Origin of the sequence: Nocardioides turkmenicus, from assembly GCF_011045035.1 — a bacterium.
Classification (GTDB): Bacteria; Actinomycetota; Actinomycetes; order Propionibacteriales; family Nocardioidaceae; genus Nocardioides; species Nocardioides turkmenicus.
On record NZ_JAALAA010000003.1, the window covers coordinates 113,013 to 128,001 of the forward strand.

Genomic DNA, 14,989 nt, shown 5'->3' on the forward strand with positions numbered 1-14,989 from the left:
GGCCGGTCGGCCGAGTTGGCATCGCAGTGCCGACTCGCCCGACCTAGGTGACGCCTCGACCGACGTACGTGACGCCTCGGCGGCTATCGGTCAGCTCGACCTGCGTGCAGCAGAGGATCGCACCACGAGCTCGGGCTGCAGCAGCGGTGGCACCTCGACAGACCCGTCGGCGATGGCCTTGGTGGCCACCTCGACGGCGAGCTCGCCGAGCGACGCGAAGTCCTGACGGACGGTGGTCAGCGGCGGCCAGAGATAGGCGGCGTCGGGGACGTCGTCGAAACCGACGACGCTCACGTCCTGAGGTACGCGGCGACCGGCCTCGTGCAGCGCCCGGATGACCCCGAGCGCCATCGAGTCGTTGGCCGCGAAGACCGCGGTGACCGACGGGTCGCGGGCGATCTGGGCCCCGGCCTCGTAGCCGCTCCTGCTCGACCAGTCGCCGAAGATCTCGGGGCCCGGCTGAGCATCGGCGTCGCGCAGCGCCGCCAGCCATCCCTCGCGGCGCTGCCGGGCGTCGATCCAGCCGACCGGACCCGCGACGTGGGCGATGGTGCGGTGGCCGAGGTCCAGCAGATACTGCGTGGCCAGCACGGCTCCGGCGCGCTGGTCGATCCCGACCGAGCGCACCCCCTCCGGCGGGTCGCTGTGGATCATCACGACCTCGACCGTGGACGTGATCTGGGCGACCAGGTCCTCCAACGACTGGTGCGAGACGCCGAGGAGCACAGCCTCGACCGCGTCGTCGAGCAGCGCCTCGATCGCCCCCTCCGCCGACGTCGCGTCCAGGTGCGGCACCGGGCTCAGGACGATGTCGTAGCCGGCCCGCTGACCGGCCTGGTGCACCGAGGCCGCCAGCGTGCCCGGGCCGTACAGATGCGGCTGGGAGTAGAGCAGCCCCAGGCGCCCGGACCGCCGCGTCACCAGCGCCCGCGCCGACTTGTTGCGCCGGTAGCCCAGCTCCTCGATCGCCGCCAGCACCCGGTCGCGGGTGTCGCCACGTACGGCATCGGAGCCGTTGACCACCCGGGACACGGTCTGGTGCGAGACCCCTGCCCGGGCCGCCACATCCGCCATGCTCGGCGCGTTCTTCGACTCCCCGCGAACCATGCGGTGATCCTAAGCGTGATCACCTCCGGCGTACGGCAGGGCCTCAGGTCTCCTCGAGTTCGGGAAGCCCGTGGCGTGCTCGGGTGAGCGCGGCCGCGAGGGGTGCGCACCGCCCGCCGGGCACCAGCGCGGCGAGCTCGTCGGGATCACCCGGCAGGCCCAGATCCCGCGCCTGGTCGAGGAGCGGGTCGTCGAGGAAGGGCGACAGCGCGGGCCACACGTCCTGCACCTCACGGCAGAAGATCCGCGCTCCCACGGGGCCGATGCGGGGCGACTCGGTGAGCGCGTCGATCAGCGCGCCGGCGTCGTCGCGGGAGGACGGGCGGATCCGGCGGAGGTCGCCGCGATAGTTCTCCAGCAGCCACTGCGCCTGCTCCTCGAGCTTGGTCGCGGTGCTCTCGTCGTAGCGGCGGTAGTGGGCCCGGCCGAGCGCGTCCACCCGCTGCTGCCAGGTGGAGTCGAGCAGCCGCTGCGGCGTACGCCATCCGGCGGCCGACACCTCACGCGCCGCCGCGACCGCGATGTCGGTCGAGATCCGGGTCGAGGAGAGCATGGCCAGGACGAGCAGCCGGTAGAGCGGCGAAGGGTTGTCCCGGAGCCGGATGCCGGCCTCCTCGGCGTACGTGGTGCCGCCGGCGTCCAGCAGCCGCCGCATCACCTCGCGCTCCCGCTTGCTCATCCGTTTCGAAGTACCCGGCATCGGCCGGACACATGCACCGCCCGCTGAGACCGGGATCGGCAGACCCTGGATCAGCGTCGCGGTCAACCGGGAGGTGCCCGAGCTCCGACGAACCTGCTGGTCGCTCGCCCCCGAAAGTCTCACCCGGACGGCACTGCCGCCCTCGTGACCGAGCGCTCAGGCCGGTGCCGCCGCCCCTACTGCGTACGTCAGCGCGACCAGCTTCGAGTCCGGGAGTGGTCGCACCTCCACAGGCGTGAGCTCGGCCTCGACCGCGTGCTGGAAGGTCGGGAGCCCGGCACCGATGATGCCGGGCCCGACCAGCAGGTGCAGCTCGTCGACCAGTCCCTGGGCGAGCAGGTCGTTCCAGGCGGTGATGCTGCCGAAGCAGACGATGTCGGCTCCCTCGCCGGCCTTGAGCTCCGCGACCCGCGCGGCGGCGTCGGCGCGGCGTACGATCTCGGTGGTCTCGCCCCAGGGCTCGATGTCCTCGGGGCTGGTGCTGTCGGAGATCACGACCTTCTCGAGCGTGTTGTGGAGCCGCGAGATCTCGCGCTCCACCTCAGGCGCGGAGTCGTCGTCGGCCAGCGGCGGCCAGTAGCCGCGTGCGCCGTGGAAGCTGGTGGCGCCGAACAGCATCGTGTCTGCCGCCCGCATCCGCTCCAGGTTGTAGTGGTCGAATCCCAGGTCGATCGGCATCACGAACACGTTGCCGCCCTCACCCGCGGCATATCCGTCCAGCGTCGACAGTATGGTGACGATCAGCTTTCTCATGGCGTTTCCCCTCAGGTCCGTGCCCGAGCATCGATGCTAGGCCCGTCAACGGAGAACGAACAGGGGTCACGGAGCGCGCTGCGGGAAGGCGTGGAGGCGCGAGACCGAGCCTCACCGCCCGAGTACGTGACGCAGCGCCGCCTCCAGCGAGGGATGACGGAACTCGTGGTCGGCCCCGAGCGCGGCCGGCTCGACCCGCTGGCTCGCCAGCGCCATCTCGTCGGCACCCTCCTTGCCGAGCAGGAGCCGCGGCCCGAAGGCCGGCGTGGGCAGCAGCGCGGGGCGGCGCAGCACGTGGGCGAGGGTCCGGGCGTAGACCCGGCCGGTGACCGGCTCGGGAGCGACCGCGTTGACCGGACCTTCCAACCCCGGGTCGAGGATCGCGCGGTGGTAGATGTCGACCAGGTCGTCGATGCCGATCCAGCTCAGCCACTGCTCACCGCTGCCGAGCGGTCCGCCCAGACCGGCCGCGAACAGCGGGCGCTGGAGGCGCAGCGCTCCCCCGGCGGGCGTCTGCACGATCCCCGTCCGCACGTTCACCACGCGCGGCCCGTCGACCCGGCTCGCAGCCTCCCAGTCGTCGACCACGTCGGCGAGGAAGCCGCCGCCCCGTGACGAGGTCTCGCTGAGGACCTCGGCGCCTCGGTCGGCGCCGTAGATGCCGATAGCGGAAGCGCTCACAAAGGTGCGTACGCCGCCACGGGCCGCCGCCACGGCGAGCCGGCGGGTCGGCTCGATGCGGGAGTCGCGGATGGCCGCCTTGTGCGCCTCGGTGAAGCGGCCCGCGATGGACGCACCCGCGAGGTGGACGACCGCGTCGACGCCGTCGAGGAGGTCCGGCGCGGGCGCGGCCGGGTCCCAGCGGCGTTCGTCCGCGCCCGTCGGCGCGTGCCGGACCAGCCGGAGAACCCGGTGTCCACCCGTGGTGAGAAACGGGACCAGGGCACGCCCGACGGTCCCGTGGGAGCCGGTGACCGCGACGGTGAGGGCTTTGCCCGCTGCGTACGTCCTGTGGTGGGCGGCCAGGTCGGCAGCGAGCTGTGCGTGCCGGTAGCCGAGCATCCGGTCCACCATCTTCCCGAGCACGTTCGTCTCGATCCGGTCGGTGACCAGCGTGGCATCACCGGAGGCGGCGAACTCGTGCCGGTGGGTCCACGACAGCGGCCGCAGCGAGGCGAGCCGGTCGGTGAACAGGTGCGGCGCCTCGTAGGCCTCCGGATCGTGGCGGGCCACCCAGTCCACGCCGCGGCCGAGCGAGAGCACGGCCGTGCCGTCGGCCAGATCGGTCGCCTCCACCCTCACCTCCCCCGGCATCCACGGTGGCATCAGCCGGTGGATCGCCCCCGGTCGCCGATGCCACTCGAACACCTCCTCCACCGGCGCCTCGACGCGTGTCGTCAGCGAGTGGACCCGGACAAGCGGCGACGTCATGCCTGGAACTCTTTCACCATCTGCTTGGCGATGATCAGCTTCTGGATCTCGCTGGTGCCCTCGTAGAGCCGGAACAGCCGCGCGTCGCGGTAGAACCGCTCGACCGGCACCTCCCGCATGTAGCCGAGGCCGCCGTGGATCTGGACGGCCCGGTCCGCGATCCGGTCCACCGCCTCGGTGCAGAACAGCTTGCACAGCGACGGCGCCATCCGGCGGTCGCTGCCGTCGTCCCAGCTGCGGGCGGCCTCGAGCACCATCGCCCGACCGGCGTACGCCTCGGTACGGCTCTCGGCCAGCATCGCCTGGATCAACTGGAACTCGGCCAGCTTCTGGCCACCCTGGCTGTTGGTCGTGGCATGGCGCAGGCTCTCGTCGATCAGCCGGTCGGCCAGCCCGACGGTCATCGCCGCGATGTGCAGCCGACCCTTCGCCAGCGAGCGCATCGCGGCGGAGAAGCCCTCGCCCTCGACCTCGCCGACCAGGTTCTCGGCGGGCACCCGGACGTTGTCGAAGAAGATCTCCGACGTCACGGATCCGCGCTGGCCCATCTTGTGGTCCTTCGGACCCACCGTGACACCTGGGCTGTCGGTCGGCACCACGAAGACCGAGATGTTCCGCGCGCCCTCGGCGAGGTCGCCGGTGCGGGCGAAGACCATCAGCAGGTCGGCCCAGATCGCGTTGGTGATGAAGCGCTTCTGCCCGTTGATGACGTACGCGTCACCCTCACGCACCGCGCGCGTGCGCAGCCCGCTCGGGTCGGAGCCGGCCTCCGGCTCGGTCAGCGCGAAGGACGCCACCAGCTCGCCGCTCGCCAGCCCGGGCAGGTAGTGCTGCTTCTGCCGCTCGGTGCCGCAGTTGACCAGCACCTGGCCGGCGATCCCGTTGTTGGTGCCGAACATCGAGCGGAACGCCGGCGTGGTCCAGCCGAGCTCCATCGCCAGCCGCACCTCCTCCGACATGGTGAAGCCGAGACCGCCGTACTCCTCCGGGATGGCATAGCCGAACAGCCCCATCGCCGCTGCCTGCTGCCGGAGCCGGTCGGGGATCTGGTCGGTCTCCTCGATCTCGTCCTCGGCGGTGACGACCTCCTTGCGGACGAACGCGCGGACGGCGTCGATGATCGAGTCGAACTCGTCGGGCTCCATGGGTGCTCCTTCGTGGGGCGATCAGGGCGTAGGACGAGTATGTCGGCGAACCGGCCGACCGCGCGACGGACTCAGCCCTCGGGGTGGCCGTCGTAGGTGCGGATCTTGTATTCGGTGGTCTCCAGCGCGAGGGTGAGCTCGCGGAGGCGTTGTCTGATGCGGTCCCGCTGCTCGTGCAGGATCCGTCGCCGCTCGGGGATCGTGCTCTCGCCCTCCTCGACGAGCGCGATGTATCGGCGCAGGTCGCGCATGGTCATGCCCGACAGCCGCATCCGGGTGAGGAAGACCAGACGGCGCAGGTCGCCGGCGGCGTACTCGCGATAGCCCGAGGAGTTCCGTGCCGGGCGCACTAGGTCCTGCTGCTCGTAGTAGCGGAGCGTGGGTGCCGGCACGCCGATGAACTCGGCTGCCTCCGCGATGCTCATCGGCGCGGCTGCGGCGTCGATCGCCGCGTGGTCCTGCAGGCCGTGGACCGCATCGACGACGGAAGCCGACGGGTCCTCGCCGGCGGCGAGGACCCGGTCGCGAAGCTCGTCGGTCGCCATGGGTGACATGGTGCCTCAGAACGCGCGGACCGCGGGCGGCACACCGGGAAAGTCCGCCGACCTGCTCACCTCGGCCCACCGCTCGACGTCGTCGAGACCACGCTGGTAGGTGCGGGTGAGGTTGCGGACCGCCTCCGCGCCGAGCGGAAGCCGCAGCGGCGCGTCCTCCGCCTCGAGCACCTCACGGATCGCGACCGCGGCGCTGGCCGGGTCGCCCTCCTGGATGCCGTCGGCCTCGGCCATGTTCGCGCGGACCGCACCGACCACCCCGTCGTACGTCGCCTGCTGCCGCGCCGTGCGGAGCACCCCGGTCGCGTTGAACTCGGTGCGGAACCGGCTCGGCTCCACGATCAGCACCCGGATGCCGAACGGCGCGACCTCCCCGGCGAGCGCCTCCGACCAGCCCTCCAGCGCGAACTTCCCGGCCGAGTAGCTCCCGACCGCGGGGAACGACATCCGGCCGCCCTGGCTGCTCATCTGCACGATCGCTCCCGAGCCGTTCGCGCGCATGTGCGGCAGCACCGCCCGCACGTACGCCGCCGGCCCCAGCAGATGCTGGTCGAGCATGTCCCGCAGCTCGGCGTCGGTGACCTCCTCGGCCGTCCCGACCTGGCCCGCGCCGGCGTTGTTGACGAGCACGTCGACGCCGCCGAAGCCCTCGACCGCCCGCCGCACGACCGCGGCCGCTCCCTCGACGTCCCGCACGTCGTGCTCGACGGCGATCAGCCGCTCCCCGTACCGCTCCTTCAACGCGTCGAACCGGTCCGCACGCCGCGCCGTGCCGAGCACCCGCTCACCACGCTCCAGCGCGGCCTCGGCGAGCGCCAGGCCGAGGCCCGAGCTCGCACCGGTGATGATCCATGTCCTGGTCGTCGTCTCCATGACCCCGACGCTAGAGATTCAAGCGCGCTAGAAGGCAAGCCCCTCCGGCGGCAGCTCGACGGAGTGGGCGACCACACCGTTGATGTCTCGAAGACGGACCGTCATCACCCGCGACTCGCCGTCGATGCTCACCTCGCCGAAGTACTGGTAGCCGAATCCGGGATTGTTGACCTCGGGGGAGGGCGCGCCCTTCGAGAAGACGACCTCGGGACCGAAGGTGTTGTCGACCGGGTTGGGCTCGGGCTCGACCCCCACCGCGGCGTTGAGCGGTCCGGAGACGAACTCCCAGAACGGGTCGAAGTCGGTGAACGCGGCTCGCGAGGGCTGGTAGTGGTGCGCCGCGGTGTAGTGCACGTCGCCGGTGAGCCAGACCATCCCGCGGATCCGGTTCCGCTTGGCGTACGCGAGGAGCTCGGCGATCTCGAGCTCCCGGCCGAGCGGGCTGCCGTGGTCACCCTGGGCGAGCGCCTCGACGGCGGTGCCGTCCGGGACGACGAGGCTCAGCGGCATGTCCGCGGCGAGCACCTTCCACGTGGCGCGCGAGGCCTTGAGCTGCTCCTTGAGCCAGGCGAGCTGCCGGCGACCGAACACGCCGCCGTCGCTGACCGTCTCCCGGCCGGGAGTGTTCGGGTCCTTGTAGGAGCGCATGTCGAGCACGAAGACGTCGAGGAGCTCGCCGTAGCGCTGAACCCGGTAGATCCGGCCGTCGTCGTCGCCGCGGGTGCGGGTCGGCAGGTACTCGTGGAAGGCCTGCCGGGCGCGGGCGGCGAGCACGTCGACCCGCTTCTCGGTGTAGCGAGGATCGTCGAGGATCTCGCCCGGGTACCAGTTGTTGATGACCTCGTGGTCGTCCCAGGAGTTGATCTGGGCGACCTCTGCGTTGAACCGGCGCAGACTGTCGTCGAGCAGGTTGTAGCGGTAGTTGCCGCGGTACTCGTCGAGGGTCTCGGCCACCTTCGACTTCGCCGGCGTGACGACGTTGCGCCACACGGTGCCGTCGGACAGCGGCTTCTCGCTGGGGATCACGCCGTCGGCGTAGATCAGGTCCCCGGAGCAGAGGAAGAAGTCCGGCGAGAGCCGACGCATCGACTCGAAGATCCGGTAGCCGCCTCGCGACCGGTCGATGCCCCACCCCTGGCCGCCGAGGTCGGCGGACCACACGAACCGGATGTCGGATGCGCCGGTGGGTGACGTACGGAACCGGCCGATCTGGGGCTCTCCGGTCACGGTGTCGTCGTCGGGGTCGGCGAGGACGACCCGGTAGTGGACGTCCTGGCCGGCAGGCAGGCCCCGCAGGAGGGTCTTCCCGGTCAGGTCGGTGCGGGCGTCGAGCACCGGGCCACGTACGCGGCGAACGTTCCGGAATGTCTCGGTCGGACTGATCTCGACGTACATCCGGGCGACGCGGTCGGCCCGCGCCCAGACCACCGCGGCCGAGGCCGACACGTCACCCGACTGGACACCGTCGGTGAGCATCGGACGTCCGGAACGCGCCAGCAGGGGCGCCGCGACAGAGCGATCGGGAAGGAAGAGCGCGGACCCGGCCGCAGCTCCTCCGAGCAGGAATGAACGGCGACCGAGAGGACCGAGGAACGTGGGCTCAGGCATGACGACGACTCCATACGGATGAGGGGGCGTGGGACGGTCGGGGAGAAGCCGATCAGTGCGCGGTGTCGCGAGGATGAACCAGCCGTCCGACCAGCCTGGACGAACGACGGTTCACAGAGTTGCGTCCCTGCGGGACGGCCCTGCTGACCTGCGCCGATTGGTTTCCGGCATCGATCGATCGAAAGACTCGAACGGTTCACCGCAGCGACACGCGCCATTGAACGGCGCGCGTCACGCTCGTCGCGGATCCCTGCGGAGGCGAGATGGACATCAGGCTGTTGGAGTCGTTCCTGGCGATCGTCGAGGAGCGACACTTCGGACGCGCGGCCGCCAGGCTGCACCTCGCCCAGCCAACCCTCAGCCAGCACCTCCAGCGCCTCGAACAGTCGGTCGGCGCGAAGCTGGTCGACCGGTCCTCGCACGCCGTGGAGCTCACCGACGCGGGCAGCGCCTTCGAGCCGAACGCCCGTGCCGTGCTCTCTCACCTCAGCAAAGCGACCCGGTCCGCCCGCGCCGCCGCGGAGGGCCACCTCGGGTCGCTCGCGGTGGGCTTCAACTTCGCCGCGGCGCACCACATCCTTCCCGCCACGCTCCAGCACCTACGGCACCGGCACCCGGGCGTACGCGTCCACCTCGAGGAGCTGCGCTCGGGACCTCAGCTCACGGCGCTGGCGGACGGCCGACTCGACGTGGGTCTGCTCTACGGACCGCCCACCGCTCCGGACCTCCGGTCGCGTCCCCTGATGTCCCTGCGCCTGTGCGGTGTCGTCGGCCCGATGCACCGCTGGGCCCACCGCCCGGCAGCACCGTTCATGGAGCTCGCCCGGCATCCGTGCGTGCTGTTCGACCGCGGCCAGTCCCCCGCGATGTACGACGCCATCCAGCAGGCAGCGGCCCAGGCCGGCATCGAGCTGGACGTCGCCGAGCTCGCGGACGATCCCGCCGCCACCGGCGTCCTCGTCCGCGCCCATCAGCTGGTCACCTTCGCCTCGGAGTCCCGCGCCGTCCAGCTCGCCCGCTCCGGCAGCGGCCTGACCCCGGTTCGTCTCCACGGTCCCGTGCCCATGCTGGACCTCCACGCCGCCTGGCACGCCGACAACGGCTCGCCGTTGCTGCAACTGTTCCTCGACACCCTCGAGGCTTCGGGTACTTCGCGGGGAACGGCAACACTCTCGAAACCCACGGCAGCTAGCGTGCAGGCATGACGGGGGCGATCGTGGAGCAGTCGCAGGTGATCCACGGCTACAGGCGTGCGTACCGCATCGGCGGCGAGGGCTCCGCGATCCTGTTCATCCACGGTATCGGCGACAGCTCACGGACATGGGACGACGTGCTGCCGCTGTTCGCCGAGAACCACCTCGTCATCGCACCCGACCTCCTCGGGCACGGCGACTCCGACAAGCCGCGTGCCGACTACTCGATCGGCGGGTTCGCCAACGGCATGCGAGACCTGCTGGCCGTGCTGGACGTGGAGCGGGTCACCCTGGTCGGCCACTCCCTCGGCGGAGGCGTCGCGATGCAGCTCGCCTACCAGTACCCGCACCTGGTCGAGCGGATCGTGCTGGTCTCCAACGGCGGATCCGGGCGTGGGGTCTCCACCTGGCTGCGCCTCGCGACCCTGCCGCTGGGGCCGGAGCTGCTCACGCTGTTGCGGCTCCCGTTCTCGAGGACCGGGTTGTCGATCTCCCTCCGCCTGCTCCGTCACCTGGATCACGACCTCGGTGTCGACGCCCTGGACCTGGCCCGGATCACCGACGCGCTGCCCGACACGCGCTCCCGCCAAGCCTTCGCCCGGACACTGCGCTCGGTCGTCGACTGGCACGGCCAGGTCGTCACGATGCTCGACCGCAGCTACCTGGTCGAGGACATCCCGACGCTGATGATCTGGGGCGACCGCGACGGGATCGTCCCGTTCCGGCACGCCGGGCAGGCGCGGCTGGCGATGCCCTACGCACACCTCGACGTGTTCCACGGCGCCGGCCACTTCCCGTTCCGGTCCGACCCCGAGCGCTTCGTGAGGACCGTCGAGCAGTTCGTACGCAGCACCGACCCCGCCACCTGGGACCGCGATGCGTGGCAGAAGCGGCTGCGCACCGGCCCCGAGACGGGTCCCGAGGCGGCACCCGAAGCGTCACGGCATCGAACGATGCCGTGACGATCTTGGACGCGTCTCGAGCTGATTGCCTAGCCTCGGATCCGTGAATCGTCGCATCCTCCAGGTGGGCCCGCTCAAGCCGTCGCTGGCCGCGACCCTCACCGAGCGCTACAACGCGCTCGTGCTGCCCGACGACGACACCCGGTCAGGGTTCCTCGCCGAGCACGGCCCCACGATCGGCGCGGTGGTGACCACCGGACGCACCGGCGTGAGCGCCGACCTGATGGCGCGGCTCCCGTCGCTCGGCGTGATCGTCAACTTCGGGGTCGGCTACGACACCACCGACGTCGAGGCGGCCGTCGAGCGCGGCGTACTCGTCTCCAACACCCCCGACGTCCTGACCGACTGCGTCGCCGACACCGCGATCGGGCTGGCGATCGACACCCTGCGCGGGCTGAGCGCCGCCGACCGGTTCGTACGCCGCGGCGACTGGCCGCAGGCCGCCTACCCGCTGACCCGCAAGGTCTCGGGCAAGCGGGTCGGCATCCTCGGCCTGGGCCGGATCGGCCGGGCGATCGCGACCCGCTTCGAGGCGTTCGGCTGCCCGGTCTCCTACCACTCCCGCCGTGAGGTCCCCGGCTCCCCGTACCCTTACGCCGTCTCCCCCGCCGAGCTCGCCGCCGAGGTCGACATCCTGGTGCTGGCCACCTCCGGCGGCAGCGGTACGCAGCACCTCGTCGACCGCAAGGTGCTCGAGGCGCTCGGGTCCGAGGGCTACCTCATCAACATCGCGCGGGGCTCCGTGGTGGACCAGGACGCCCTGGTCGAGCTGCTGCTCGAGGGCGACATCGCCGGCGCCGGTCTCGACGTCTACACCGACGAGCCCGAGGTGCCCGCCGAGCTGATGGCCCTGGACAACGTGGTGCTCCTCCCCCACCTGGCCAGCGGCACCGTCGAGACCCGGGCCGCCATGGAGCAGCTGACCCTGGACAACCTCGACCGCTGGCTCGCCGACGGGACCGTGCTCACTCCGGTGCCGGAGGTGGCGTCTCGGGGTGCAGCGCGATCTCGGTGACCCGGTTGCCGTTCCGTGCGGCCACCTCCAAGGTGACGCCCGGCAGGGTCAGCACCTCGCCGACCTGCGGGATGTGGCCGAGCCGCGAGATGAGGTAGCCCGCGACGGTCTCGTAGCCGCCGTCCTCGAGCTCGATGCCGGTGCTGTCCGCGAAGTCCTCGATCGTCGTCGCGCCGTCGATGCGGGAGAGGTCGCCGTAGTCGCGGATGCGGGCCTCCCCGTGGTCGTACTCGTCACGGATGTCGCCGATCATCTCCTCGACGAGGTCCTCGAGGGTCACGATGCCGTCGGTGCCGCCGTACTCGTCGATGACCATCGCCAGGTGGGTGCCACCCTCGCGCATCGTGGCGACCGACGGGATCACCAGCTTGCTCCCGGGCAGCGCGAGCACCGGTCGGCAGACGTCGCGGATCGTGCGCTGGTCGGTCGCGGCGACACCGAGCAGGTCGCGGACGTGCAGGAAGCCGAGGATGTCGTCGAAGCCCTCGCCGGTCACCGGATAGCGTGAGTAGGGCAGGTCGCGCACCTTCTCGGCGGCCACGGGCAGCGGCATCGAGGCAGGCATGAAGGTGACGTCGCCACGCGGGCGCATCACCTCCTTCAGCGTCGTCTCGGTGGTGGCGAACACGTCGCGGAGGATCCGGCGCTCGTCCTCCTCGAGGTCCCGGTTGGTCGAGACCATCTCGCGCAGCTCCTCCTCCGAGACCTCTTCGGCCGCGGCCTTGGGGTCGCCGCCGAGCAGGCGTACGACGGCGTCGGTGGAGACCGAGAGCAGCCAGATCACCGGCCGCATCACGCTCGCGAACCTGTCCAGCACCGGCGCCACGGCCAGCGAGATGCCGGCGGCCTTCTGCAGCGCCAGCCGCTTGGGCACGAGCTCGCCCAGCACCAGGGAGAGATACGCGATGAACAGGGTCAGCACGATCAGCGCGACGGTCTCGGCGACCGCCTCGCCCAGGCCGAGTCGCTCGAGGTAGGGCGCGACGTCGGGAGCGATCGTCGACCCGCCGTAGGCCGCGGAGAGGAAGCCCGCGACGGTCACGCCGATCTGCACCGCGGCCAGGAAGCGGTTGGGGTCGCGCGCGACCTCGGCCACCCGTGCCCCGCGAGGCCCCTGACGCTCCATGGCGGCCAGCTGGCTCTCCCGCAGCGACACCAGCGCCAGCTCGGTCGCCGCGAAGACACCGCCGACCAGCACGAAGACCAGCACCAGCCCGAGACTGAGGAATGTCTGGCTGTCCATCAGGCCCGCTCACCCCTCGTGTCGATCCGGGATGAGCGGTTGGAACTTCGAGGCCTCTTCACAGGTACGAATCTACAGCCACGCCGCGCTTCAGGCCGACTCCTCTGCGGCAGCCTCGAACCGGACCACGACCCCCTTCGACGTCGGGGTGTTACTGCTCTCGGCGACGCTGTCGAGCGGGACCAGGACGTTCGTCTCCGGATAGTACGCAGCCGCCGACCCCCGGCTCGCCGGGTAGGCGACGAGGGTGAACCCCGGCGCCCGCCGCTCCACGCCGTCCTCCCAGACGCTGACGATGTCGACGCGGTCGCCGTCGGCGAACCCGAGCTCGGCGATGTCGGCCGGGTTGACCATGACGATGCGACGCGCGTGGTGGATGCCGCGGTAGCGGTCGTCCATGGCGTACGGGATGGTGTTCCACTGGTCGTGCGAGCGCAGCGTCTGCAGGATCAGATGCCCCGGAGGGGCCTCCAGCCAGGTCAGGTCGTTGCGCGTGAAGACGGCCTTCCCGCTCGGGGTGCGGTAGATCCCGGAGTTGACCGGGTTCGGGAGCACGAAACCCTTCGGGTCCTTGATCCGCTCGTTGAAGTTCTCGAACCCCGGCACCACCCGGGCGATCCGGTCGCGGATCCGGCCGTAGTCCGCCTCGAAGTCGGCCCAGCGGATGCCGTGCCGGTCGCCGATGGTGGCCCGCGCGATCCGGGAGACGATCGCGACCTCGCTGAGCAGGTGCTCCGAGGCGGGCGGGAGCTTGCCGCGGGTGGCGTGCACGGCGCTCATCGAGTCCTCGACGGTGACGAACTGCTCGCCGCTCGCCTGGACATCGATGTCGCTGCGGCCGAGGGTGGGCAGGATCAGGGCGGTCTCGCCGACCACCGTGTGGGACCGGTTGAGCTTGGTGGAGACCTGGACGGTCAGCCGGCACCTCCGCAGCGCGGCCTCGGCGACGTCGCTGTCCGAGATCGCCCGGACGAAGTTGCCGGCGACGCCCATGAAGACCTTCGCCCGTCCGTCCCGCATCGCGCGGACGCCGTCGACCGAGTCGTACCCGTGCTTGCGGGGCGGCTCGAACCGGAACTCGGCGGCCAGCGCGTCGAGGAAGGAGTCGGGCATCTTCTCCCAGATGCCCATCGTCCGGTCGCCCTGCACGTTGGAGTGGCCGCGCACCGGGCACACCCCGGCCCCGGGCTTGCCGATGTTGCCCCGCAGCATGAGGAAGTTGACGACCTCACGGATCGTCGGCACCCCGTGCTTGTGCTGGGTCAGTCCCATCGCCCAGCAGACGATGACCGAACGGCTGGCCAGCACCTGCTCGTGGACCGCCTCGATCTCCTCGCGGGTCAGCCCGGTTGCCTCGAGCGCGTCCTCCCAGGTGATCGTGCGGGCGTGCTCGGCGAAGGCGTAGAACCCGGTGGTGTACTCGGCGATGTACTCCCAGTCGAGCACGCCGCCACCTTCCTCCTGGTCGGTCTCGAGCAGACGGCGGTTGAGCATCTGGAACAGCGCCAGGTCACCGCCGGGGCGGATCTGCAGGAACTGGTCGGCGATCGCGGTGCCCCGGCCCACCACCCCGCGGGCCTTCTGCGGGTTCTTGAACCGCATCAGGCCCGCCTCGGGCAGCGTGTTCACCGCGATCACCCTGCCACCGCGCTGCTTGGTCTCCTCCAGCGCCGAGAGCATCCGCGGGTGGTTCGTGCCCGGGTTCTGCCCGACCACGAACACCAGGTCCGCGTTGTAGATGTCCTCGAGCTGGACGCTGCCCTTGCCGATCCCGAGCGTCTCGTTCAGCGCCGAGCCGCTCGACTCGTGGCACATGTTCGAGCAGTCCGCAAGGTTGTTGGTGCCGTACGCCCGAGCGAAGAGCTGCAGCAGGAAGGCGGCCTCGTTGTTGAGCCTGCCCGAGACGTAGAACATCGCCTCGTCGGGTGAGTCCAGGCCATTGAGCTCCCCGGCGATGGTCTCGAAGGCGTCCTCCCAGGAGATCGGCTCGTAGTGGGTCGCCCCGGGACGCTTGACCATCGGCTCGGTCAGCCGGCCCTGCTGGTTGAGCCAGTAGTCCGACTTCCCGTCCAGCTCGGCGATCGAGTGCTGCTCGAAGAACTCCCGCGTCACCCGGCGCGACGTCGCCTCGTCGGCGATGTGCTTGGCGCCGTTCTCGCAGTACTCGTTCTTGTGCCGGTGCCCGGGCTCCGGCCATGCGCACCCCGGGCAGTCCATCCCACCGGCCTGGTTGAGGTTCAGCAACGTCAACGCCGTACGCCGCACCGATGTCTGCGTCAGCGAATACTCGATCGCCTTCCGCACCGCGGGCACGCCCGCGGCCCAGGTCTTCGGCTCGGTGACGCTGAGCGCGTCCACCGGATCTTCCACGGAGTACGCGCCGTTCGCGTCTCGCTTCACCACAA

General features: G+C 70.8%; 13 protein-coding genes. 3 read left to right on the plus strand and 10 right to left on the minus strand.

What is annotated here, in order from left to right:
• Nucleotides 1-90 precede the first annotated feature (90 nt).
• From G5C66_RS04415 to G5C66_RS04450, 8 genes are all read right to left on the minus strand, one after another.
• Nucleotides 91-1,107, minus strand: a complete 1,017-nt coding sequence (locus G5C66_RS04415; RefSeq protein ID WP_165109752.1) for a LacI family DNA-binding transcriptional regulator — start codon at nt 1,105-1,107, stop codon at nt 91-93.
• A 43-nt stretch (nt 1,108-1,150) separates the two neighbouring features.
• A complete protein-coding gene (locus tag G5C66_RS04420; protein ID WP_241248234.1) occupies nt 1,151-1,786 on the minus strand; it encodes an endonuclease in 636 nt (211 codons plus the stop codon).
• Nucleotides 1,787-1,963: 177 nt separating this feature from the next.
• Nucleotides 1,964-2,560 (minus strand): dihydrofolate reductase family protein, encoded by a 597-nt coding sequence (locus G5C66_RS04425; RefSeq protein ID WP_165109753.1) that lies wholly within the window; start codon nt 2,558-2,560, stop codon nt 1,964-1,966.
• A 111-nt stretch (nt 2,561-2,671) separates the two neighbouring features.
• A complete protein-coding gene (locus G5C66_RS04430; RefSeq protein ID WP_165109754.1) occupies nt 2,672-3,991 on the minus strand; it encodes a TIGR01777 family oxidoreductase in 1,320 nt (439 codons plus the stop codon).
• On the minus strand, nt 3,988-5,136 hold the full coding sequence (locus G5C66_RS04435; protein WP_165109755.1) for an acyl-CoA dehydrogenase family protein: 1,149 nt from the start codon (nt 5,134-5,136) through the stop codon (nt 3,988-3,990). The genes G5C66_RS04430 and G5C66_RS04435 overlap by 4 nt, the downstream gene beginning before the upstream one ends.
• A gap of 71 nt (nt 5,137-5,207) precedes the next feature.
• Entirely contained in the window at nt 5,208-5,681 is a 474-nt protein-coding gene (locus G5C66_RS04440) for a MerR family transcriptional regulator (RefSeq protein ID WP_165109756.1), read from the minus strand.
• Between the two features lie 15 nt (nt 5,682-5,696).
• Nucleotides 5,697-6,563 carry an SDR family NAD(P)-dependent oxidoreductase gene (locus tag G5C66_RS04445; RefSeq protein ID WP_165109757.1) on the minus strand — a complete coding sequence of 289 codons (867 nt, stop codon included), beginning with the start codon at nt 6,561-6,563 and terminating at the stop codon, nt 5,697-5,699.
• Nucleotides 6,564-6,590: 27 nt separating this feature from the next.
• Entirely contained in the window at nt 6,591-8,171 is a 1,581-nt protein-coding gene (locus G5C66_RS04450) for an alkaline phosphatase D family protein (protein WP_165109758.1), read from the minus strand.
• 263 nt (nt 8,172-8,434) lie between these two features.
• Between G5C66_RS04450 and G5C66_RS04455 the strand changes: the two genes are divergently transcribed.
• The 3 genes from G5C66_RS04455 to G5C66_RS04465 are packed head-to-tail and all read left to right on the plus strand — an operon-like array spanning nt 8,435 to nt 11,341.
• Complete coding sequence (locus tag G5C66_RS04455; RefSeq protein ID WP_165109759.1) at nt 8,435-9,376, plus strand: LysR family transcriptional regulator; 942 nt, start codon at nt 8,435-8,437, stop codon at nt 9,374-9,376.
• Nucleotides 9,373-10,326, plus strand: a complete 954-nt coding sequence (locus G5C66_RS04460) for an alpha/beta fold hydrolase (RefSeq protein ID WP_165109760.1) — start codon at nt 9,373-9,375, stop codon at nt 10,324-10,326. The genes G5C66_RS04455 and G5C66_RS04460 overlap by 4 nt, the downstream gene beginning before the upstream one ends.
• 43 nt (nt 10,327-10,369) lie before the next feature.
• A complete protein-coding gene (locus G5C66_RS04465) occupies nt 10,370-11,341 on the plus strand; it encodes an NAD(P)-dependent oxidoreductase (protein WP_165109761.1) in 972 nt (323 codons plus the stop codon).
• Here G5C66_RS04465 and G5C66_RS04470 read toward each other — a convergent pair.
• Nucleotides 11,292-12,584, minus strand: coding sequence for a hemolysin family protein (locus G5C66_RS04470; RefSeq protein ID WP_165109762.1), 1,293 nt, complete (start codon nt 12,582-12,584; stop codon nt 11,292-11,294). The two genes, G5C66_RS04465 and G5C66_RS04470, sit on opposite strands and share 50 nt — an antisense overlap.
• A gap of 90 nt (nt 12,585-12,674) precedes the next feature.
• Nucleotides 12,675-14,984: an FdhF/YdeP family oxidoreductase gene (locus tag G5C66_RS04475; protein ID WP_165109763.1), complete on the minus strand. Its 2,310-nt coding sequence runs from the start codon at nt 14,982-14,984 to the stop codon at nt 12,675-12,677.
• Nucleotides 14,985-14,989: the final 5 nt, after the last annotated feature.